Below are 19,713 nucleotides of genomic sequence, written 5' to 3' on the forward strand. Positions count from 1 at the left end.
TTTGCTCCCACAGGATGTGTTGTCAGCTTGTCATTGCGTTGCCGTTTAGAACTTGTAGCCCAACCCCACCATGTAGACGAACGGGTCCACATCCACATCCACCTTGGCCCGGGTACCACCGGCCACGGCGTTGTTGTCCACATACGCGGTGGTATCGATGTCGATGTAGCGGATCTGGCCGTTGATCATGATGTTGTCGGTCAGCATGTAGTCAGCGCCCACTTGCCAGGCCAGGCCCCAACTATTGCTCGCGCGGAAATTGCTGAAGCCGTTGGCGCTGGCTTCGCTGCCGACGTGTTCGTCGTAGATCCAGGTGTAGTTGATACCGGCGCCGACATACGGCTGGAACGCCGACTTGGCGTCGAGCGGGTAGTAGACCAGGCTCAGGGTTGGTGGCAGGTGCTTGAGGGTGCCGAGCTTGTTATTGGCCGCGCCCAGGGCGGTGCCTTTGATTTTCACGTCGTGCTCGAACGGCGAGGCCGCGAGCAGTTCGATACCCAGGTTGTCGGTGATCATGTAGGCGAAGTTCAAGCCCAACTGGGTGTCGCTGCTCATGGTCGCCTTGCCGCCCAGGTCGGCGCCAGCCAGCGGGCCACGGTCAACCTTGACGCTGGAGCTGTCGGCTTCCGGGTTCACGGTGATGGCACCGGCGCGAACGATGATGTCCCCGGACGTATGGGCCTGGGCAAGAGGGGCGGCAAGGGCGAGGGCGACGAGGGAAGCGCTGAGCAGTGACTTGTGCATGGGGGCTCCAGAGGGCATCGAAAGTTGGTGGCCCATCCTACGAAGCCCTCTGGCCCGGTCTTTTGACACAGCTCAATGGGGCAGGGCTGATAAATTGACTCAGCTCAATAAAAGCATTGATGAGAAAGCTTGAGCGCCTTATCGCGAGCAGGCTCTCTCATCATCCCCCATGACCACCGGTTTCACTCCGGCAGCTCATATACATAAATCTTCTGCGCCTCCATCTGGTAACCGGCATCGGCCAGCTCACTGGTGGACGGCTTGACCTGCATCGGCCCCTCGACCCAGTACGGCTGGTACAGCTCATCGAGCTTGACCCCGACCTCGCTTTTCACATGGACGATCTGGTTCGACGGCGGTGGCGGCACGTGGATGCAGGCGCCGAAATACGGCACCAGCAAGAAGTCAGTGGTGCGACCTTCCTCGCTGACTTCCAGCGGCACGATGTAGCCCGGCAGGCGAACCTGCAAGCCGTCGAGTTCCTTGACCACCGGCGCGTTGGGCAAGTCCTGCCTGGCCGCCGGTGCCGACTCGGCGGACAGCGCGTCGCTCATCTTCGACAGGTCGTGCAGCGGCGTCATGTTTGGCACTTCCGGCGGTGCGCCCGCCGGGATCATTTCGGTCCAGGCCAGGTCCCTCGGCTCGGCCGCCCACAACGGCAGGGCGATCATCATCAACAGCGCAAACAGGACGCGGGGCATTTTCAACATCCTCATAGACGGATCGACAGGCCGTCGGCCAGCGATTGGCGATAGGCGCGCCAGGCCGGCACGCAGCCCATCAACAGGGCGGCGAGCAGGATGCCAGCCATGAGCGTCCATTCATACTCGCTCGGCCAGCCCAGCGGCAGGTACAAGCCATAGGCCGACTGCACGTAACCCTGGGCGCCCGCGATGCCGATGTACAACAGCGCCAGCCCGGCGGTGACCCCGGCCAGGGCCAGCGCAAACGCCTCGAGCACCAGTAACGTCGCGATGTGCCATGGCCGGGCGCCGACCGAACGCAGGATCGCCATTTCCCGACGACGTTCGTTGAGGCTGGTGAGAATTGCCGTGAGCATGCCGATCAACCCGGTCAACACCACGAACAGCGAGATCACGAACAAGGCTTTTTCCGCTGTGCCCATCAGGCTCCACAACTCCTGCAAGGCCACGCCGGGCAGGATTGCCAGCAGCGGTTCGCCACGGAATTCATTGATTTCGCGCTGCAAGGCAAAAGTCGAGATCTTGCTGTTGAGGCCGAGCATGAACGCGGTGATCGCCTGGGGCGTGAGGTCCATGTTGCGCGCCTGGTCGGCGCTGATGCGGCCATTGCCCTGGGCCGGCACGCCGTTCTTCCAGTCGATGTGGATCGCTTCCATGCCGCCGAGGCTGATGTGCAGCGTGCGGTCCACCGGGGTGCCGGTGCGCTTGAGTATCCCGACCACGGTGAACGGCTTGTCGTCGTGCTTGACCAGGCTGATCGCGGCGACGCCGTGGGCCAACACCAGTTTGTCGCCAAGCTTGTAGTGCAGGGACTCGGCTACTTCGGCGCCGAGCACCACTTCGAACGGATCGCTGGCGAAGGCCCGGCCTTCGGCCAGTTCCAGGTGTTGCTGGCGGCCGTACTGGTAATGCTCGAAATAAGCTTCGGTGGTGCCCATCACCCGGTAGCCGCGGTGGGAATCGCCGAGGGACATGGGAATCGCCCACTTCACTTTCGGGTTGTTGGCGAAGTGTTCGAAGCTGTCCCAACGGATGTTGTTGGTGGCGTTGCCGATGCGAAACACCGAATACAGCAGCAGGTTCACGGAGCCGGAGCGAGCGCCGACGATCAGGTCGGTGCCGCTGATGGTGCTGGCGAAACTGGCCCGCGCCTCGGTGCGCACTCGCTCCACCGCCAGCAGCAGGCACACCGAAAGGGCGATGGCGAACGCCGTGAGGAACGCGGTGAAGCGACGGTTCGCCAGGCTGGCCATGGCTAGACGGAACAGATACATCTCAGACCTCGAGTGGCGTGGCGGCGCGATTGAGATCGGCCAGCGACAGGTTGCGGTCGAACAGCGGTGCCAGGCTCTGGTCGTGGCTGACGAACAACAGGCTTGATCCGGCCTCGCGGCATTCGGCGAACAGCAGCCGCAGGAAGTTTTCCCGGGCGTCGTAGTCCAGGGCCGAGGTCGGTTCGTCGGCGATCACCAGTTCCGGCTGGCCGATCAGTGCCCGGGCGGCGGCAACCCGTTGCTGCTGACCGATGGACAGCGAGTCGGCGCGGCGTTCCAGCAGGTTCGGATCGTTCAAGCCCAGGTGTGCCAGCAACGTGGCGGCGGCTTGATCGACGCTGCCATGGCGCTGGATGGCGCGTCGGGCGCGCAGTTTGGAAAAGTGGCAGGGCAGCTCGACGTTCTCGCGCACCGAGAGAAACGGCAGCAGGTTGAACTGCTGGAAGATATAGCCCGTATGGTCCACGCGAAAGCGGTCCCGCGCGCTGGCGTTCAGTTCGGTGAGGGCCTGGCCGAGCAGGCGGATGCTGCCGCGATCGGGCATCTGCACACCGCCCAGGAGCCCCAGCAGCGTGGTCTTGCCGCTGCCGCTGGGGCCCTTGAGGAACAAGGTCTCGCCCGCTTCGAGGCGAAACGCCGGGATATCCAGCAAGGGCGGATGCCCGGGCCAACTGAAACCCAGGTCGGACAGTTCGATGAGTGCTTGGGTCATGTTTGCCGATTTCAAAAGGTAGACCTGCGGGAGACCTGTGCAAGTGTGAACCTGTGGGGACAAAGCTCCCACAGGACTCCCCACAAAGTTCTCCCACATGGGGTTATGCAGTGAATCAGAATTTCAAGGTGGGCGCCGCAGCCGTCACTTCCCCACCTTGCTGTCCGTTCGGGCCGACCAGTTGCACCAGGACTTTCTGGGTGGCTGGGAAGATCTGGAACAGCGGCGCCAGGTTCAGATGTGTCAAGGAGCCCGGCGCGACGCAACGGAACTGGTAGTGGGCGTGGATTTCGCTGTGTTCGTGGCCATCTTCATCGGCCTCTTCCGCATGCTCCTCGTGGCCCGGTTCGTCGCCGAACAACGGGCTTTCCAGTTCCTGTTGCTCCAGGGAGCATTTGGCATCGGCCAGATTGATCAGCGCCGCCGGCTTCTCCAGCTTCGCCCGGATGGCGGCCACCTTGGCCTTGTCGGCATCGCTGGTGGCGGCGTGTTCGAACCCCACCAGGTTCATCGCCGGGCTGTCCAACTCCAGTTCCAGGATCTCGCCGTCCAGCGAGGCGTTGAGACGGGCGACACCGTGTTCATGGGCACCCAGGCTACCGTGCTCATGATCGTGGTCATGCTCGACAGCCGCATGAGCGACAGCCAATGGCAACAGGGCGAACGGCAAAGCGAGAAGCAGACGACGCATGACGAGTCTCCGGGAAAGGTTATGTAATCTTATAACGAAACTGCGCAGAGTTTGACCGTCTGCTTGGCGTCGCGCAAGGCCCGTGGGAGCATGCGCACATGAAATTTACAGGAGCAGGGCAATGTTGCGGATACGCGGAACCGTCGGCGATTGGCCAGTGGACTTGTCGATCGAAATGGATGAGGGCGACTGGGCGCAACTCGGCGCACAGTTGCAGGCGGTCAAACCGGACAGGGCAGCGCCTGCGGCCAAACCGGTGAATCAGGACGATGCGTTGTGGCAGGCCGCCCGGCAATTACTCCGCAAGGCCGGCCAATTGAGCGGCCCAGAGCTGCTGGAACAGCTCGAAGGTCTGACGGGCAGCGCTTCGGCGGGCAAACGGCTATTGGTGCGGTTGCGTCACAGCGCCGAGGTCAAGGTGCTGAGCGGCGCCGATACACCGCTCTATAGTTGGGTTGGAGCGGTAAACGACAAGCCGCAAGCGGCAAGCTAAATCCAGCTTGTCGCTCGAAGCTTGCCGCTCGCAACTGCCCCTTTAATGCCCCTTTAATACAGCGCCGCAAACAACCGGCGCCGATAAGTCGCCACCAACGGGTGGTCGTTGCCCAGCAGTTCGAACACTTGCAGCAGCGTCTTGTGCGGCAGACCTTCGCTGTAGCTGCGGTTGCGGATGAACAGTTTGAGCAGGGCTTCCAGGGCGGCTTCGTACTGCTGGCGCGCCAGTTGCTGGATCGCCAGTTGATACACCGCCTCATCATCCTGCGGATCTTTCGCCAGGCGGGCCTTGAGGTCGGCGGCGTCGGGCAGGTCGCGGGCCAGGCCGAGGAACTTGATCTGCGCCTTGGCCCCGGCCAATGCGGCTTTGTGTTCGTCGCTCTTTACCGCGTCGAGTACGGTCTGCGCTTCGCCCAGTTCCCCACGCTCGGTCAGGCAGCGAGCATAGAGGATCAGCGCCTTGGCGTTGGTGTTGTCTTCGCCCAACAGCACCGTGAGCACGGCTTCGGCATCGGCGAAACGCCCTTCGTCGAACAGCGCCTGGGCCTGTTCGAACGGATCGGCTGCGGCCGGCGGTGGCATCTGCACGTGGGGTTCGAGCATTGCCCGCACTGCGGATTCCGGCTGGGCCCCGGCGAAACCGTCGACGGGCTGGCCGTCCTTGAACAGCACCACGGTGGGCAGGCTGCGGATGCCGAAACGGGCGACGATGTCTTGTTCAATGTCGCAATTGACCTTGGCCAACAGCAGCTCGCCCTGATAGCTCTGGGCAATGCCTTGCAGCATCGGCATCAGCGCTTTGCACGGTGCACACCACTCGGCCCAGAAGTCCACCAGCACCGGCTTGTGGAAAGAGTTGGCGATCACCGACTGGTCGAAATCGGCGGTGGTGGCGTCGAAGATGTACGGCGTGTCCTGGGTCATGGGAATCTCGTAGAACGCTTGAATGGGGTCACTATACGGCTTGGCGGGGGGTGGCTGAAAGCGCGACGGCTCGCGATGTTTTCAGGGCTTGCGCCGTGCGTGGTACAGGCTCACATGCCGGAACTCTTCAGGCTCGGCCAGGTCCGGCAGGGTCATGGCCTGGAACATTTCGATGCGTCGGTACAGCGGATGCTGGAAGTCACGCACCCGGGAGTCGGCCACCAAGGCCTCGCGGCCGCGGCTGAGGAACTGGTCGAGCAGCGGCAGGTTGGCCCGGTCATAGAGCACATCGGCGACCAGGATCAGGTCGAAACGATCGGCTTCGGCAAAGAAGTCCGTCGAATAGGTGAGTTCCACCTCATTGAGCGCGGCATTGGCCCGGCAGGCGGCAATCGCCAACGGGTCCAGGTCGCAGGCCACCACTTCCAGCGCCCCGGCCTTGGCCGCCGCGATGCCCGCCACGCCAGAGCCGGCGCCAAAATCCAGCACGCGCTTGCCTTCGACCCACTGCGGCTGCTCGGCCAAATAGCGGGCCATCGCCAGGCCGCTGGCCCAGCAGAAACTCCAATAGGGCGGCTCATGAAGAATGCGCCGGGTTTCCTCCGGGCTGAAGGCGCGGTCCATGTTGTCGCCGTCGATCAGCCACAAGGCCAGGTCGACGCCGGGCAATGGACAAGCCACCAATCGCGCGTCGCCCAGCAACCCACTCAGCGCCCGTTGCAGGTCTTGCGGTGCGGTCATGGGGCTTTGACGAATCGCAGGGTGCCCAGCGCCTGGGTGGTCGGTTGGGCGATGCGTTGTTCCGGCAGGTGCAGGATCAATTGGCCCGACTGGCTGGCACGACCACGCAGTTCCACACGGGCGTCGGCCGGGAACGCATCGGGGTTGAAGCGCAGGCGGAAGGGCAGGTCCTGGTTGGTGCCGATCAGGGTGGAGCTGGCGAGCAATTGCTGCGGACGGTCCTGAATGTCGATCACCAGCAGCGCCAATTCCACCTCGGCGCCGGCCGGAACGCCTTGCAGGGTGCCGCTCAGTTCCCGTTGATAGGCGGGTAGCGGCCCCAGTTCGGCGGCTTGCCGGGCCTTTTGCTGCGCCTGTTTCGGTGCCGGTGCCGCGGCGGGCGCCGTGGGTTTGGGGGCGTCGCTGCTGCACGCCATCAGCAGGCTGAAAAGACTGAGCAAAACGAGCGATCGTAGTGGCATGAGTGGCTCCAGCGGGGTGAATTCGGTGAGTCTGACGGTAAGCCCGTCTGTATACCGTAAACCCTATGGCTTGTCTTGCCAGTGGGATGCGCTACCATGGCCTTCCCTTTTTTTGTTGCCTGCCACCATGCACTGTCCCTTCTGCGGTGCCAACGACACCAAAGTCATCGACTCGCGACTGGTCGCCGAGGGCGAACAGGTCCGCCGCCGGCGCGAATGCCTGGCCTGCGGCGAACGTTTCACGACGTTCGAGACCGCTGAACTGGTGTTGCCGCGCCTGATCAAAACCGACGGCAGCCGCCAGCCGTTCGATGAAGAAAAACTGCGCGCCGGCATGCAGCGCGCCTTGGAAAAACGTCCGGTGAGCGTCGAGCGCCTGGAAGCGGCGCTGGTGCACATCAAGCACAAGCTGCGGGCGACCGGTGAGCGCGAGGTCAAATCCCTGGTGGTCGGCGAACTGGTGATGGCCGAGCTGCAGAAGCTCGATGAAGTCGCCTACATCCGTTTCGCTTCAGTGTACCGGCGCTTCCAGGACCTGGATGAGTTCCGCGAGGAAATCGACCGCCTGGCCCGCGAACCGGTGAAAGAATGACCACCGCGGCGCAGCAAGCCATCCTCGACGCCCAGTACATGGCCCGTGCTCTGGAACTGGCGCGGCGCGGTCACTACACCACCCACCCCAATCCCCGGGTCGGTTGCGTGATCGTGCGTGACGGGCAGATCGTCGGCGAAGGCTGGCACATCCGCGCCGGCGAGCCTCATGCCGAAGTCCACGCGTTGCGCGCCGCCGGCGAAAACGCCCGGGGCGCCACGGCGTATGTGACCCTCGAACCTTGCAGCCACCACGGACGCACGCCGCCTTGCGCCGATGCGCTGGTCAATGCCGGCGTGGCGCGGGTGGTGGCGGCGATGCAGGACCCCAACCCGGAAGTGGCCGGGCGCGGCTTGCAGCGGCTGGCCCAGGCCGGCATCGCCACCGAGAGCGGCGTGCTGGAGGGCGAGGCGCGCAAGCTCAATGAAGGTTTTCTCAAGCGCATGGAACACGGCCTGCCGTTCGTGCGGGTCAAGCTTGCCATGAGCCTGGACGGCCGCACCGCCATGGAAAGCGGCGAAAGCCAGTGGATCACCGGCGCCGCCGCGCGTTCGGCGGTGCAACGCCTACGCGCCCAGGCCAGCGTCGTACTGACCGGCGCCGATACGGTGCTGGCGGACAACGCCCGGCTGACCGTGCGCGCCGACGAGCTTGGGCTGGATGCCGAGCAAACCGCGCAGGTCATGAGTCGTCCGCCGCTGCGGGTGCTGGTGGACGGTCGCTTGCGAGTGCCGCTCGACGCACCGTTCTTCAAGGCCGGTCCGGCGCTGGTCGCCACCTGCATGGCGGTGGAAGAACAGTACGCCAACGGTCCTGAGTGCATGCTCGTACCAGGCGATGACGGCCAGGTCGACCTGCATCGCCTGCTGGTGGAATTGGCCGCCCGTGGTGTCAATGAAGTGCTGGTGGAGGCGGGGCCGCGCCTGGCCGGGGCTTTCGCCCGGCAAGGGCTGGTGGACGAGTTCCAGATTTTCATGGCCGGCAAGTTCCTCGGCTCTTCGGCGCGACCGTTGCTGGATTGGCCGCTGGCGCAGATGAAAGACGCCCCGGCGCTGAAAATCGCCGAAATTCGCGCCGTGGGCGATGACTGGCGAGTCATCGCCGTCCCCGCTCCGCAGGCGAGCGTATAATTCCCGGCCTTCGCTCAAGCGGCGGCCTGTTCTCGAGGAGGACTCCATGTTTACCGGCATCATCGAATCCATCGGCAGTATCCGTGCATTGACCCCCAAGGGCGGTGATGTGCGGGTCCATGTCGAAACCGGCAAGCTCGACCTGAGCGACGTCAAGCTGGGCGACAGCATCGCGGTGAACGGCGTCTGCCTGACCGCCGTCGAGTTACCGGGCAACGGTTTCCTGGCGGACGTCAGCCGCGAAACCCTCGACTGCACGGCCATGAACGACCTCAAGAGCGGCAGCCCGGTCAACCTGGAAAAAGCCTTGACCCCAACGACGCGCCTGGGTGGGCATCTGGTCAGCGGCCATGTGGACGGCGTCGGCGAAGTGGTTTCGCGCACCGACAACGCCCGGGCCGTGGAATTTCGCATTCGCGCGCCGAAAGAGTTGGCCAAGTACATCGCCCATAAAGGCTCGATCACCGTCGACGGCACCAGCCTGACGGTCAATGCGGTGGATGGCGCCGAGTTCCTGCTGACAATCATTCCCCATACGTTGAGCGAAACCATCATGGCTTCGTACCGGCCCGGTCGCCGGGTCAACCTGGAAGTCGACCTGCTGGCCCGTTACCTGGAGCGCCTGCTGCTCGGTGACAAGGCTGCAGAGCCCGCATCCGTCGGTAACATCACTGAAAGTTTCCTGGCCGCCAACGGCTACCTCAAATCCTGACCCAAGGGGGTGCCGCGTGGCGCTCAATAGCATCGAAGAACTGGTTGAAGACATCCGCCAAGGCAAGATGGTCATCCTCATGGATGACGAAGACCGCGAGAACGAAGGCGACCTGATCATGGCCGCCGAATGCTGCAAGGCCGAACACATCAACTTCATGGCCAAGCACGCCCGCGGCCTGATCTGCATGCCGATGAGCCGCGAACGCTGCGAACTGCTGAGGCTGCCGCTGATGGCGCCGCGCAACGGTTCCGGCTTCGGTACCAAGTTCACCGTCTCCATCGAGGCCGCCGAGGGCGTGACCACCGGCATCTCCGCCGCCGACCGCGCCCGCACCGTGCAGGCGGCTGCCGCGAAAGACGCCAAGGCCGAAGACATCGTCAGCCCCGGTCATATCTTCCCGCTGATGGCCCAGGCCGGCGGCACCCTGGCCCGCGCCGGGCACACCGAAGCGGCTTGCGACCTGGCGCGCATGGCCGGTTTCGAGCCCAGCGGGGTGATCTGCGAAGTGATGAACGACGACGGCACCATGTCCCGTCGTGCGGAACTGGAAGCTTTCGCCGCCGAACACAACATCAAGATCGGCACCATTGCCGACCTGATCCACTACCGGATGATCCACGAACGTACCGTTCAGCGGATTGCCGAGCAGCCGTTGGACAGCGAACTGGGCCAGTTCAACCTGGTGACCTACCGCGATTCGGTGGAAGGCGACGTGCACATGGCGCTGACCCTGGGCACCGTGTGCGCCGAAGAACCGACCCTGGTGCGCGTGCACAACATGGACCCTCTGCGCGACCTGCTGATGGTCAAGCAACCCGGCCGTTGGAGCCTGCGGGCCGCCATGGCCGCGGTGGCCGAGGCGGGCAGCGGTGTCGTGCTGCTGCTCGGCCACCCGCTCGATGGCGATGTGTTGCTGGCGCACATCCGCGAAACCGGCGATCAGGCGGCGGTGAAAAAACCGACCACCTACAGCATCGTCGGCGCCGGTTCGCAGATCCTTCGGGACCTGGGCGTGCGTAAAATGCGCCTGATGAGCGCGCCGATGAAATTCAACGCGATATCCGGTTTCGATCTGGAAGTTGTAGAATACGTGCCCTCCGAATAATGGCCCGCGGATTCCGGTCCTGTTGTTCACTTAAGGATTGTTAGGTCCATTGTGGCGAGTGAACAACATGACGGATTTTCGGCCCTGTATTCGTGGCTAAAATCACTGAAAGAGCGCGTAAAGAACGCGCTCTGGCTCTTTAAGAGATCTGACGAATGACCCTGAAGACCATCGAAGGTACCTTCATCGCCCCTAAAGGCCGCTACGCTCTGGTAGTGGGCCGTTTCAACAGTTTCGTGGTCGAGAGCCTGGTGAGCGGTGCGGTCGATGCCCTGGTTCGCCATGGCGTGAGCGAAAGCGACATCACCATTATCCGTGCTCCTGGCGCCTTCGAAATTCCGCTGGTTACGCAGAAAGTCGCCCAAAAAGGCGAATATGCGGCGATCATCGCCCTGGGGGCGGTCATTCGTGGCGGTACTCCGCACTTCGAATACGTGGCCGGCGAATGCACCAAGGGCCTGGCCCAGGTGTCCATGGAGTTCGGCGTGCCAGTCGCTTTCGGCGTGCTGACCGTTGATTCCATCGAGCAAGCCATCGAACGTTCCGGCACCAAGGCCGGTAACAAAGGTGCCGAAGCTGCCCTGTCCGCCCTGGAAATGGTCAGCCTGCTGGCGCAGTTGGAGGCCAAGTGATTAGCGACGAAAGCGATCGTTTCAACCCGCGCGATCCCAAGCCTGCCGCTGCCGGCAAGCCTTCGAAAAGCGCCAAGCGTCGTGAAGCCCGTCAGCTCGCGACCCAGGCGCTGTATCAATGGCACATGGCCAGGCAGTCGCTGAACGAGATCGAAGCGCAGTTTCGGGTCGACAACGATTTTACCGATGTAGACGGCGCCTATTTCCGCGAGATCCTGCACGGGGTCCCGCAGTTCAAGAACGAAATCGACACCGCGCTCGCACCATGCCTGGACCTGACCATCGAAGAGCTGGATCCGGTTGAACTGGCGGTCCTGCGCCTGTCCACCTGGGAATTGCTCAAGCGTGTCGACGTACCGTACCGCGTGGTGATCAACGAAGGGATCGAACTGGCGAAAGTCTTCGGTTCCACCGACGGCCACAAGTTCGTCAACGGTGTACTCGACAAACTGGCCCCACGCCTGCGTGAAGCTGAAGTGAAGGCGTTCAAGCGCTGATCGGCGCTTGCGGCGCGGCGACTATGGGCGAATTCGAGCTGATTCGTAACTACTTCGCCGCCGCGCCATGCGCGCAGGGCGGCGAAGGCGTTGCGCTCGGCATCGGCGATGACTGTGCGCTGCTGGCGATTCCCCCTGGGGAGCAACTGGCCGTGTCCACCGACACGCTCGTGGCCGGCGTGCATTTTCCAGACCCTTGCGACCCGTTCCTGCTCGGCCAGCGCTCGCTGGCCGTGGCGGTCAGCGACCTGGCCGCCATGGGCGCGCAACCGCTTGCCTTTACCCTTGCCCTGACCTTGCCGGCGGTGACCACCGATTGGCTGCAGGCCTATGCCCGCGGTTTGAACCAGATGGCCCAGGCTTGCGGTGTGGCGCTGGTGGGTGGGGATACCACCCGCGGCCCGTTGAGCCTGACCATGACCGTGTTCGGCCGCTTGCCCTCCGGCCAGGCCCTGACGCGGGGCGGTGCTCGGCCTGGCGATGTGCTCTGCGTCGGGGGCGAGCTGGGCAATGCCGCTGGCGCATTGCCGTTGGTGCTCGGCCAGCGTCACGCTGAACCGGCTGTCGCCGAGCCGCTGCTGGCGCATTATTGGTCCCCACGGCCGCAAATCGAACTGGGTCTCGCCTTGCGGGGCAGGGCGAGTGCGGCGATGGACATTTCCGATGGCCTGTTGGCCGACTGCGGGCACATCGCCCAGGCCTCTGGCGTGGCCTTGCAGGTTGAGCAGGAGCGGTTGCCGTTGTCCAAGGCTTTAGTGGCCTTTTTCGGGCGCCGGGACGCTGAGCCGGCCGCCCTGAGCGGCGGCGACGACTACGTGCTGCTATTTACCGTTCCGCCGGTCCGATTGTCGCAGCTGCAGGCCGAAGGCTTGCCGATCCATGTGATAGGTCGTGTCACCGAAGGGCAGGGCGTCATGCTGGTCGACCGTTCAGGGCGCGACATCACCCCGCAAACACGGGGCTATCAACATTTTCGGGAGACACCGTGACAGATCATCCCAACCAGGTCCCGGCACAATTCGTTCCGCCCTCGGTCTGGCGTAATCCCTGGCATTTCATGGCGTTCGGCTTTGGTTCGGGGACGTTGCCCAAGGCACCGGGCACTTGGGGTTCGCTGGTTGCGCTACCCTTCATACCGTTGTGGCAGATGTTGCCGGATTGGGGCTATTGGCTGATGCTGGGCATCACCATGCTATTCGGCTTCTGGCTGTGCGGCAAAGTGGCGGACGACCTGCGGGTCCATGACCATGAGGGCATCGTCTGGGACGAAATGGTGGGCATGTGGATCACCCTGTGGCTGGTGCCGGAAGGCTGGTACTGGCTGTTGGCGGGTTTCCTGATGTTCCGCTTCTTCGATATCCTCAAGCCCTGGCCGATCCGCTGGGTCGACCGGCATGTGCACGGAGGTGTCGGCATTATGCTCGATGATGTACTGGCCGGGGTCTTCGCCTGGCTGGCAATGCAAGGATTGGTGTGGTTTTTCACCTGAAGGAGTCAGGCATGGGCGTAAGCCGCGCACTACTGCTGTTGCTGTGTCTGGGGACCTGCCTGGGGGTAGGGGCGGACCCATCGACGCCGCTCCCCGGCAAGATTCGCACAGCCAGCGAGGAGTGGGCGAATTACACCCAGGCTGATGGCCAGGGCATGGCCTGGGACATCCTGCGCGAAGTCTTCGAGCCTGCCGGGGTCAAGCTGGAAACCCGTAGCGTACCCTACACCCGCTCGATCGGCCTGGTACAGCGTGGGGAGATGGACGCCCAGGTCGGCGCCTACCGTGACGAGACCGAAGGCCTGCTTTACCCGCACTGGCATTACGACGTCGATCACATCTATGCCCTGGGGCTGGCCTCCAAACCGTCGCCTACGCTGACGACGGTCGGCAACTACCGATTGGTGTGGATGCGAGGGTATGAGTACAACAACTACCTGCCCAATATCCGTCGCTTCAATGAAATTCACCGCGCCGTGGGTATCTTGCCGATGCTGACCCATGATCGCGCCGACTACTACATCGATGCCTTGATGGAAGTCCAGGAAGTGCTCGCCAAGGCCGATAATCCCCAGCAATTCAAGGTCTCGCCACTGATCAACCTGCCGCTGTACCTGGGTTTTTCCAACAACGAGAACGGGCGTGCCCTGCGTGCGTTGTTCGACCAGCGCATGGAGGTGCTGGTGAAGAGCGGCCGGCTGAAGCCGATTTTCGAGCGCTGGAAACAACCCTATCCCTTCGATGAAAACGGCAACCCGCCGAAGCCGTAATCGAACTTTTCGATGGTTATGGCCGACAATTCAGCCTGAGCGTCCTTTCGAGCGTGCTGTTACAATGCGCCTCTCTGCGAATCTCCAGTACTAGATCAGGAGCACACCGGTGCCTGTCGTTTTTGTTGCCGCTTCCAAGCTGCCAACGCCCTTTGCGCAATTCACCATGCATGGTTTTCTCGATGAAGCCACCGGCCGCGAGCACGTCGTGCTGAGCCTGGGTGATTTCGCCGATGGCGCCCCGGTACTCGGTCGCCTGCACTCCGAATGCCTGACGGGGGATGCCCTGTTCAGCCAGCGCTGCGATTGCGGTTCGCAACTCGAGGCCGCGCTGCAGGCCATCGCCCGTGAGGGGCGTGGCGTGCTGCTGTACTTGCGCCAGGAAGGTCGCGGCATCGGCCTGCTGAACAAGATCCGCGCCTATGAACTGCAAGACGGCGGCGCCGATACCGTGGAAGCCAACGAGCGCCTCGGTTTTGCCGCCGACCTGCGCGACTACAGCATCTGCCTGCCGATGCTTGAACACCTGGGCGTGAAATCGTTGCGGTTGATGACCAACAACCCCCGCAAGGTCAAGGCGCTGACCGACATGGGCATCGAAGTGGCCGAGCGCGTGCCGCTGCACACCGGCCATAACCCTCACAACAAGCTCTACCTGGCGACCAAGGCCAGCAAGCTCGACCACATGATGGGCAATGAGCACCAGGGCGAGGTTGACCGGGCGTGACGCGCGGTCAGGTCCGGCGACGGCTGTCCGTCGCCTGGTGGAAATACCTCGCGCTGGCGTTGCTGCCGCTGTTCGTGATCAACCTGGTGTTCGGCCAGGGCGAAGCGATCCTGCCGGTACTGGCGATGCCGCTGTTCATCGCCGGCATGGCATCGATGTTTGTCAGCCTGCGCTTCTTCGGGTCCTATAAACAGGCCTTGATCGCGACCCAGAAAGCCCTCGATACGCCCGAAGAACCCCAGGCCTGGATCACCCTGGCGGCCCGTCGCCGCGCAGCCTTCCTGGTGGCCGGGTTGCCGGCCTGGATCGGTGCCCTTGCCGTCTTCGTGGGGTTGGAAGCGGTGCCGCTGATGCTGCTGGCGTTGTCCAGCGCGGTGCTGTTCTACCTGTATCGCATTCCGCGTCAGCTTGGTTGATGAGCGGGTAACGCCAGATCGGTGAATAGCTCGGAAACAGTGGGGGCCAAGCTTGCTCGCGATGACGGCGGCACAGTCAACATCACCGCCAACTGACCCACCGTCATCGCGAGCAAGCTTGGCCCCACTAGGTTCTGTGGGGTTTGAAAAGTCAGAGGCCCAGCAGTTGCAGGCGCTGGCGCACCGCCGCTTCGATCCCGACCTCGTCCAACCCGCACTCGGCCAGCATTTGCGCAGGCTTGGCATGTTCGACGTAGATGTCCGGCAAGCCCAGGTGCAGCACGGACTTGAGGATGTTTTCCCGGGCCAGGAACTCGCTGACTGCCGCGCCGGCGCCGCCCATGATGGCGTTTTCCTCGATGGTCACCAGCAAGTCGTGGCTGTCGGCCATCTCGCGCATCAGGGCTTCGTCCAATGGCTTGACGAAACGCATGTCCACCACGGTGGCGTCCAGGGTCTGCGCGACTTTCATGGCTTCGGCCAGTTGCACACCGAACACCAGCAGGGCGGTTTGCTTGCCCTGGCGGCGGATCACGCCCTTGCCGATCTCGATCGGTTCGAGATCGGTCGTGATCGTCGCATTCGGGCCGGTGCCGCGCGGATAGCGCACCGCTGCCGGGCCGTTGAACCGGTGACCGGTGGTGAGCATCTTGCGCAGCTCGTTTTCATCGCTCGGAGTCATCACCAGCATGCCGGGGATGCAGCGCAGGAACGACAGGTCGAAGCTACCCGCGTGGGTCGGGCCGTCTTCGCCCACCAGGCCGGCGCGGTCGATGGCGAACAGCACGTCGAGGTTCTGTACCGCGACGTCGTGGATCAACTGGTCGTAGGCGCGTTGCAGGAAGGTCGAATAGATCGCCACCACCGGTTTCGCCCCTTCGCAGGCCATGCCTGCGGCGAGGGTCACGGCATGCTGCTCGGCGATCGCCACGTCGAAATAGCGCTGCGGGTAGCGTTCGCTGAAGGCCACCAGGTCCGAGCCTTCCTTCATCGCCGGGGTGATACCCACCAGGCGCGGGTCAGCGGCAGCCATGTCGCACAACCACTGGCCGAACACACCGGAATACTTCGGTCCGCCGGCCTTTTTCGGCGTGGCGGCCGGGGCGTCCAGCGGTTCGAGCTTGGTGATGGCGTGGTAGCCGATCGGGTCGACTTCCGCCGGGGCGAAGCCTTTGCCTTTCTTGGTGACCACGTGCAGGAACTGCGGCCCCTTCAGGTCGCGCATGTTGCGCAGCGTGGCAATCAGCGTGGGCAGGTCGTGGCCGTCGATCGGGCCAATGTAGTTCCAGCCCAGCTCTTCGAACAGCGTGCCGGGCACCAGCATGCCCTTGGCATATTCTTCGGTGCGGCGGGCGATTTCCCAGGCGCCGGGCAGGCGCGACAAGACCTTCTTGCTGCCTTCGCGCATGCTGGCGTAGGTGCGGCTGGAAAGGATCTTCGCCAGGTAGTTGGACAGCCCGCCGACGTTGCGCGAGATCGACATGTCGTTGTCGTTGAGGATCACCAGCATGTTGGCGTCGACTTCCGGCGCGTGGTTCAGCGCTTCGAAGGCCATGCCCGCCGTTAGTGCACCGTCGCCGATCACGGCAATGGCCTTGCGCTCGCTGTTTTGCAGGCGGGCGGCGATCGCCATGCCCAGGGCGGCGCTGATGGACGTGCTGGAGTGACCGACGCCAAAGGTGTCGTATTCACTTTCGGAACGCCGTGGGAACGCGGCGATGCCGTCCTTCTGGCGCAGCGAGCCCATGCGGCTGCGGCGCCCGGTGAGGATCTTGTGCGGGTAGGCCTGGTGCCCGACGTCCCACACCAGCCGGTCGTCCGGGGTGTCGAACACGTAATGCAAGGCGATCGTCAGCTCGATGACGCCCAGGCCCGCGCCGAAGTGCCCACCGGTCTGGCCGACCGTGTAGAGCAGTTCCAGGCGCAACTCATCGGCCAGGGTTTCCAGCTCGGCTTCACCTAGCCGACGCAGGCCGTCCGGCGTGTTGGCGCGGTCCAGCAGGGGCGTGGTCGGGCGTTTGCGGGGAATCTCTTGAAACGTCGTGGGCATCAGGCGAATCGTTATAGGTATAGAAAGAGGCGGCAGTTTACCTTATGCATCGCAAGCTGCCCACGCGTAGGCCGGAACTTGGCCGATACGCAGCCTGAAGGGTTGACCCCGTATCAGCTGCGTCGTTCGACGATATAGCGCGCCAGCTCGCGCAACGGCTCGGCCGACGCGTCAAACGGTCGCAGCGCGTCCAGGGCCTGGTCGCGCAGTTCCAGGGCGTAGGCCTTGGCTGCATCGAGGCCGAGCAGAGCCGGGTAGGTCGGTTTGTCGCGCGCGATGTCGGCGCCCTGGCGCTTGCCCAAGGTCTGGGTATCGCTTTCGACGTCGAGGATGTCGTCCTGCACCTGGAACGCCAGGCCGATGGCCCGGGCATAGGTTTGCAGGGCTTGCAGTTGTTCGGGGGTGGCGTGGCCGCTGGCCAGGGCGCCGAGCTTGACGCTCGCCTCGATCAGCGCACCGGTCTTGTGCCGGTGCATGTATTCCAGCGCACCCTGGTCCAGCTTCAGGCCGACCGAACCCAGGTCGATGGCCTGTCCGCCCACCATCCCCGCCGGGCCTGCCGCCAGCGCCAAGGTGCTGACCATCTCCAGGCGCGTCTGCGCCGGGCAATCACTCAAGCTCGGGTCGAGCAGGGCGCTGAACGCCAGGCTCTGCAAACCGTCACCGGCGAGAATGGCGCAGGCTTCGTCGAATTGCTTGTGGGTGGTGGGCTGGCCGCGGCGCAGGTCGTCGTCGTCCATGGCTGGCAGATCGTCATGCACCAGCGAATACGCGTGGATCAGCTCCAGGGCACAGGCCGCGCCATTGGCCTGCTCGGCCGCACCGCCCAGGGCTTCGCACGCAGCGTAGGCCAATAAGGGGCGCACGCGCTTGCCACCGTTCATCACGCTGTAGCGCATGGCTTCGTACAGCCGCGCCAGCTCTGGGCTCGGGGCGGTGAACAGGCGTTCCAGTGCAGCATTGACCCGGGCCTGGCTGCTGGCCTGATACGCGCCGATCATTCAGGCTGTTCCGCGTCGAAAGGTTCTTCGGTCAGCTCACCATCGCGCTCGAGCAGCAATTGCACCTTCTGTTCGGCCTGGGCCAGCGCCGCCTGGCAGTCGCGAGTCAAGCCGATGCCCTGTTCGAAAGCGGTCAGCGAGTCTTCCAGCGACAATTCGCCGTTCTCCAGTCGCTCGACCAGCGTTTGCAGGTCTGCCAGAGATTGTTCGAAATCCAGTGCAGCTTTTTTGCGGGCCATGGCGGCTATTCCGGTTGCTTGTTAAACCGGCGCGACACTAGCAGACATGGGGGGTTGGGGCAAATCAGGGGGGCTGGATCAAAGTGGGGCGGATGGGCCAGGACGGGGGAGCGAAGTGCTGGCTCTTGTGACGAGGGAGCTTGCTCCCGTTGGGGCGCGCAGCGACCCCAAGCCGGTCCCATGGCATGTCAGGCGAAATGCGTCCAGCTTTGATGGGACTGCTGCGCAGTCCAACGGGAGCAAGTTCCCTCGCCACGGTTTTGTGCGGGGCGGGGCGCAGGGGAAACAGCTCGGAATCTGTACAGCTTCTCGTATTCGGCTCATGTAACCCTCAGTACGTGATTTCCCACACAGAATCACGCGTTCCCCGATTGTTAATAATTGGCCGAATCGCTAACCTTCGCGCCATCTACAGCCCCCATATGGCGGGCTCTCAGACGAAACCTGATAAATGACAAAAAATGCGCCGGGGAAGGGCGCCAGGTTGCGTTGTGCATGGCAGGAGGCATACATGCGTTTTCTTTCATTGCTGATCGCGCTGGTGGCCGCACCGTGGGTGTGGGCCGAGCCCGCGGCCGAACTGTCGGAGCCGGTCGGTGGTTGGCGCTACAGTGGCCTGCTCGATCGCACGGAAAACCCGCAGGTCGCCTATCCCACGCCACCGATCGACCGTGGCGTACAGCGCAATCGCACAATGATCGAAGGCCGCCTCAAGGCCATGGGCACGGCACGGCCGCCCCACAGCCTGGCGGTCAACGGCAACCCTCTCAATCTTTATACCGACGACGAGGGGCGGTTCGCCCGGCCGTATGCGTTCGGCGCCGGCTCCAACAGCGTCGAGGTGCGCAGCTCCGAAGGCCAGTCCCTCAAGCGCGTGCAATTCTATGAAGCCAACAACCTGCGCACCCCCGCGCAGATCCGCGTGGTGCTGGGCTGGGATGACCCCAAGGCCGAGCTGGACCTGCACATCATTACGCCCGACGGCCAGCATGCGTTCTTCGGCCAGCCCGCGCTGAGCAACGGCGGTGGCCTCGACCCGGATGGCGTCGACGGCCCCGGTCCCGAAATGTTCACCATGACCGCGCCGATGCACGGCACCTACCTGGTCTACGTGAACTACTGGGGCAACTACGGCAGCGGTGGCTACAACTTTGACGAGACCAGCAACGACAACGAGGTGATCACCTCGCAGATCAACCTGGTGCTCAACGAAAACACCGTCGATGAAAAACGCGAAACCTTTGTCGTGCCCCTGCGTGCCATTGGCGATCTGTTGCTGGTCAAGACTTTCAACTACTAAGTATCCGCTCCACGGATGAACAGGCCCTTGTGAATATGAGCGACAACACTGCTTCCCCGACCACGCCGACACCTGTCGCTAAACCTGCGCGCCGCTGGCCGGCTCTGCTGATCGGGCTGTGCCTGGCGGCCGGTGTGGCCGCCGGGTTGGGCTGGTTCATGACCAAGCCCAAGGCCCCGCCCACGGCGTTGGCGCTGGAGAAGCTCGGCCTGAGCCGGCCCGACGGCCTGCTCGAAGCCCATTCCCTGAGCCAGTTGCCCAAGGACCTGTTGGCCGTGCCGTTCCTCAAGGCCACGCTCACCGA

The 19,713-nt window shown here is 63.6% G+C and carries 24 protein-coding genes; 13 read left to right on the plus strand and 11 right to left on the minus strand.

All coding sequences use genetic code 11. The features are described from left to right. Nucleotides 1-45: 45 nt before the first annotated feature. From N4Q37_RS11605 to N4Q37_RS11625, 5 genes are all read right to left on the minus strand, one after another. The gene (locus N4Q37_RS11605; RefSeq protein ID WP_260958075.1) at nt 46-744 is read right to left on the minus strand and encodes an OmpW/AlkL family protein; all 699 of its coding nucleotides are present in this window, start codon (nt 742-744) and stop codon (nt 46-48) included. Nucleotides 745-926: 182 nt separating this feature from the next. Beyond that, nucleotides 927-1,445, minus strand: a complete 519-nt coding sequence (locus tag N4Q37_RS11610; RefSeq protein ID WP_260958077.1) for a DUF3299 domain-containing protein — start codon at nt 1,443-1,445, stop codon at nt 927-929. A gap of 11 nt (nt 1,446-1,456) precedes the next feature. Beyond that, nucleotides 1,457-2,722, minus strand: a complete 1,266-nt coding sequence (locus tag N4Q37_RS11615; protein ID WP_260958079.1) for an ABC transporter permease — start codon at nt 2,720-2,722, stop codon at nt 1,457-1,459. A gap of 1 nt (nt 2,723) precedes the next feature. Further along, nucleotides 2,724-3,434 (minus strand): ABC transporter ATP-binding protein, encoded by a 711-nt coding sequence (locus N4Q37_RS11620; protein WP_260958080.1) that lies wholly within the window; start codon nt 3,432-3,434, stop codon nt 2,724-2,726. Nucleotides 3,435-3,549: 115 nt separating this feature from the next. Then, nucleotides 3,550-4,125, minus strand: a complete 576-nt coding sequence (locus N4Q37_RS11625; protein WP_260958082.1) for a DUF2796 domain-containing protein — start codon at nt 4,123-4,125, stop codon at nt 3,550-3,552. A gap of 121 nt (nt 4,126-4,246) precedes the next feature. On the opposite strand from N4Q37_RS11625, the gene N4Q37_RS11630 reads away from it, so the two are divergent. Then, complete coding sequence (locus N4Q37_RS11630; RefSeq protein WP_260958084.1) at nt 4,247-4,618, plus strand: hypothetical protein; 372 nt, start codon at nt 4,247-4,249, stop codon at nt 4,616-4,618. Nucleotides 4,619-4,671: 53 nt separating this feature from the next. Here N4Q37_RS11630 and trxA read toward each other — a convergent pair whose 3' ends face one another. From trxA to N4Q37_RS11645, 3 genes are all read right to left on the minus strand, one after another. Then, nucleotides 4,672-5,544 carry a thioredoxin gene (trxA, locus tag N4Q37_RS11635; protein ID WP_260958086.1) on the minus strand — a complete coding sequence of 291 codons (873 nt, stop codon included), beginning with the start codon at nt 5,542-5,544 and terminating at the stop codon, nt 4,672-4,674. Between the two features lie 81 nt (nt 5,545-5,625). Then, nucleotides 5,626-6,285, minus strand: coding sequence for a class I SAM-dependent methyltransferase (locus N4Q37_RS11640; RefSeq protein ID WP_260958088.1), 660 nt, complete (start codon nt 6,283-6,285; stop codon nt 5,626-5,628). After that, nucleotides 6,282-6,746 (minus strand): YbaY family lipoprotein, encoded by a 465-nt coding sequence (locus tag N4Q37_RS11645; protein ID WP_260958090.1) that lies wholly within the window; start codon nt 6,744-6,746, stop codon nt 6,282-6,284. The genes N4Q37_RS11640 and N4Q37_RS11645 overlap by 4 nt, the downstream gene beginning before the upstream one ends. A 127-nt stretch (nt 6,747-6,873) precedes the next feature. On the opposite strand from N4Q37_RS11645, the gene nrdR reads away from it, so the two are divergent. The 11 genes from nrdR to N4Q37_RS11700 all read left to right on the plus strand — a co-directional run bounded on the left by nrdR (nt 6,874) and on the right by N4Q37_RS11700 (nt 14,819). Continuing rightward, the gene (gene nrdR, locus N4Q37_RS11650) at nt 6,874-7,338 is read left to right on the plus strand and encodes a transcriptional regulator NrdR (protein WP_260958092.1); all 465 of its coding nucleotides are present in this window, start codon (nt 6,874-6,876) and stop codon (nt 7,336-7,338) included. Continuing rightward, the gene (ribD, locus tag N4Q37_RS11655; RefSeq protein WP_260958094.1) at nt 7,335-8,468 is read left to right on the plus strand and encodes a bifunctional diaminohydroxyphosphoribosylaminopyrimidine deaminase/5-amino-6-(5-phosphoribosylamino)uracil reductase RibD; all 1,134 of its coding nucleotides are present in this window, start codon (nt 7,335-7,337) and stop codon (nt 8,466-8,468) included. The genes nrdR and ribD overlap by 4 nt, the downstream gene beginning before the upstream one ends. 46 nt (nt 8,469-8,514) lie before the next feature. After that, on the plus strand, nt 8,515-9,180 hold the full coding sequence (locus tag N4Q37_RS11660) for a riboflavin synthase (protein WP_260958095.1): 666 nt from the start codon (nt 8,515-8,517) through the stop codon (nt 9,178-9,180). Between the two features lie 16 nt (nt 9,181-9,196). Further along, a complete protein-coding gene (ribBA, locus tag N4Q37_RS11665; protein WP_260958097.1) occupies nt 9,197-10,288 on the plus strand; it encodes a bifunctional 3,4-dihydroxy-2-butanone-4-phosphate synthase/GTP cyclohydrolase II in 1,092 nt (363 codons plus the stop codon). 155 nt (nt 10,289-10,443) lie between these two features. Then, entirely contained in the window at nt 10,444-10,920 is a 477-nt protein-coding gene (ribH, locus tag N4Q37_RS11670) for a 6,7-dimethyl-8-ribityllumazine synthase (RefSeq protein WP_022641271.1), read from the plus strand. Next, entirely contained in the window at nt 10,917-11,417 is a 501-nt protein-coding gene (gene nusB / locus N4Q37_RS11675) for a transcription antitermination factor NusB (protein ID WP_260958101.1), read from the plus strand. Before ribH ends, nusB begins: the two co-directional genes overlap by 4 nt. Nucleotides 11,418-11,440: 23 nt before the next feature. Continuing rightward, entirely contained in the window at nt 11,441-12,406 is a 966-nt protein-coding gene (gene thiL, locus N4Q37_RS11680) for a thiamine-phosphate kinase (protein WP_260958103.1), read from the plus strand. Further along, the gene (locus N4Q37_RS11685) at nt 12,403-12,906 is read left to right on the plus strand and encodes a phosphatidylglycerophosphatase A family protein (protein WP_260958104.1); all 504 of its coding nucleotides are present in this window, start codon (nt 12,403-12,405) and stop codon (nt 12,904-12,906) included. Before thiL ends, N4Q37_RS11685 begins: the two co-directional genes overlap by 4 nt. A gap of 11 nt (nt 12,907-12,917) precedes the next feature. After that, nucleotides 12,918-13,676 (plus strand): substrate-binding periplasmic protein, encoded by a 759-nt coding sequence (locus N4Q37_RS11690; protein ID WP_260958105.1) that lies wholly within the window; start codon nt 12,918-12,920, stop codon nt 13,674-13,676. A gap of 109 nt (nt 13,677-13,785) precedes the next feature. After that, the gene (ribA, locus tag N4Q37_RS11695; protein ID WP_260958106.1) at nt 13,786-14,403 is read left to right on the plus strand and encodes a GTP cyclohydrolase II; all 618 of its coding nucleotides are present in this window, start codon (nt 13,786-13,788) and stop codon (nt 14,401-14,403) included. After that, nucleotides 14,400-14,819, plus strand: a complete 420-nt coding sequence (locus tag N4Q37_RS11700; RefSeq protein ID WP_260958107.1) for an MFS transporter — start codon at nt 14,400-14,402, stop codon at nt 14,817-14,819. Before ribA ends, N4Q37_RS11700 begins: the two co-directional genes overlap by 4 nt. Nucleotides 14,820-14,970: 151 nt before the next feature. Here the strand turns inward: N4Q37_RS11700 and dxs are convergent, their stop codons facing one another. The 3 genes from dxs to N4Q37_RS11715 form a co-directional block, all read right to left on the minus strand. Continuing rightward, the gene (gene dxs, locus N4Q37_RS11705) at nt 14,971-16,869 is read right to left on the minus strand and encodes a 1-deoxy-D-xylulose-5-phosphate synthase (RefSeq protein ID WP_260958108.1); all 1,899 of its coding nucleotides are present in this window, start codon (nt 16,867-16,869) and stop codon (nt 14,971-14,973) included. 113 nt (nt 16,870-16,982) lie between these two features. Continuing rightward, nucleotides 16,983-17,870 (minus strand): (2E,6E)-farnesyl diphosphate synthase, encoded by an 888-nt coding sequence (gene ispA, locus N4Q37_RS11710; protein ID WP_260958109.1) that lies wholly within the window; start codon nt 17,868-17,870, stop codon nt 16,983-16,985. Further along, entirely contained in the window at nt 17,867-18,109 is a 243-nt protein-coding gene (locus tag N4Q37_RS11715) for an exodeoxyribonuclease VII small subunit (RefSeq protein ID WP_003185917.1), read from the minus strand. Before N4Q37_RS11715 ends, ispA begins: the two co-directional genes overlap by 4 nt. A gap of 511 nt (nt 18,110-18,620) precedes the next feature. On the opposite strand from N4Q37_RS11715, the gene N4Q37_RS11720 reads away from it, so the two are divergent. Next, the gene (locus N4Q37_RS11720; protein ID WP_260958110.1) at nt 18,621-19,409 is read left to right on the plus strand and encodes a YfaP family protein; all 789 of its coding nucleotides are present in this window, start codon (nt 18,621-18,623) and stop codon (nt 19,407-19,409) included. The last annotated feature ends 304 nt before the right edge of the window (nt 19,410-19,713 follow it).

The sequence above is a fragment of the Pseudomonas citri genome (assembly GCF_025336485.1).
GTDB lineage: Bacteria > Pseudomonadota > Gammaproteobacteria > Pseudomonadales > Pseudomonadaceae > Aquipseudomonas > Aquipseudomonas citri.

What these genes read in the sequence shown, in the direction of transcription:
- ribH (WP_022641271.1), top strand. Translation starts at nt 10,444, where the DNA reads ATGACCCTGAAGACCATCGAAGGTACCTTCATCGCCCCTAAAGGCCGC.
- N4Q37_RS11630 (WP_260958084.1), top strand. Translation starts at nt 4,247, where the DNA reads ATGTTGCGGATACGCGGAACCGTCGGCGATTGGCCAGTGGACTTGTCG.
- N4Q37_RS11660 (WP_260958095.1), top strand. Translation starts at nt 8,515, where the DNA reads ATGTTTACCGGCATCATCGAATCCATCGGCAGTATCCGTGCATTGACC.
- dxs (WP_260958108.1), bottom strand. Translation starts at nt 16,869, where the DNA reads ATGCCCACGACGTTTCAAGAGATTCCCCGCAAACGCCCGACCACGCCC.
- nrdR (WP_260958092.1), top strand. Translation starts at nt 6,874, where the DNA reads ATGCACTGTCCCTTCTGCGGTGCCAACGACACCAAAGTCATCGACTCG.
- trxA (WP_260958086.1), bottom strand. Translation starts at nt 5,544, where the DNA reads ATGACCCAGGACACGCCGTACATCTTCGACGCCACCACCGCCGATTTC.
- N4Q37_RS11715 (WP_003185917.1), bottom strand. Translation starts at nt 18,109, where the DNA reads ATGGCCCGCAAAAAAGCTGCACTGGATTTCGAACAATCTCTGGCAGAC.
- ribD (WP_260958094.1), top strand. Translation starts at nt 7,335, where the DNA reads ATGACCACCGCGGCGCAGCAAGCCATCCTCGACGCCCAGTACATGGCC.
- N4Q37_RS11645 (WP_260958090.1), bottom strand. Translation starts at nt 6,746, where the DNA reads ATGCCACTACGATCGCTCGTTTTGCTCAGTCTTTTCAGCCTGCTGATG.
- N4Q37_RS11690 (WP_260958105.1), top strand. Translation starts at nt 12,918, where the DNA reads ATGGGCGTAAGCCGCGCACTACTGCTGTTGCTGTGTCTGGGGACCTGC.
- N4Q37_RS11605 (WP_260958075.1), bottom strand. Translation starts at nt 744, where the DNA reads ATGCACAAGTCACTGCTCAGCGCTTCCCTCGTCGCCCTCGCCCTTGCC.
- N4Q37_RS11610 (WP_260958077.1), bottom strand. Translation starts at nt 1,445, where the DNA reads ATGCCCCGCGTCCTGTTTGCGCTGTTGATGATGATCGCCCTGCCGTTG.
- N4Q37_RS11615 (WP_260958079.1), bottom strand. Translation starts at nt 2,722, where the DNA reads ATGTATCTGTTCCGTCTAGCCATGGCCAGCCTGGCGAACCGTCGCTTC.
- N4Q37_RS11620 (WP_260958080.1), bottom strand. Translation starts at nt 3,434, where the DNA reads ATGACCCAAGCACTCATCGAACTGTCCGACCTGGGTTTCAGTTGGCCC.
- ispA (WP_260958109.1), bottom strand. Translation starts at nt 17,870, where the DNA reads ATGATCGGCGCGTATCAGGCCAGCAGCCAGGCCCGGGTCAATGCTGCA.
- N4Q37_RS11625 (WP_260958082.1), bottom strand. Translation starts at nt 4,125, where the DNA reads ATGCGTCGTCTGCTTCTCGCTTTGCCGTTCGCCCTGTTGCCATTGGCT.
- N4Q37_RS11720 (WP_260958110.1), top strand. Translation starts at nt 18,621, where the DNA reads ATGCGTTTTCTTTCATTGCTGATCGCGCTGGTGGCCGCACCGTGGGTG.
- N4Q37_RS11640 (WP_260958088.1), bottom strand. Translation starts at nt 6,285, where the DNA reads ATGACCGCACCGCAAGACCTGCAACGGGCGCTGAGTGGGTTGCTGGGC.
- thiL (WP_260958103.1), top strand. Translation starts at nt 11,441, where the DNA reads ATGGGCGAATTCGAGCTGATTCGTAACTACTTCGCCGCCGCGCCATGC.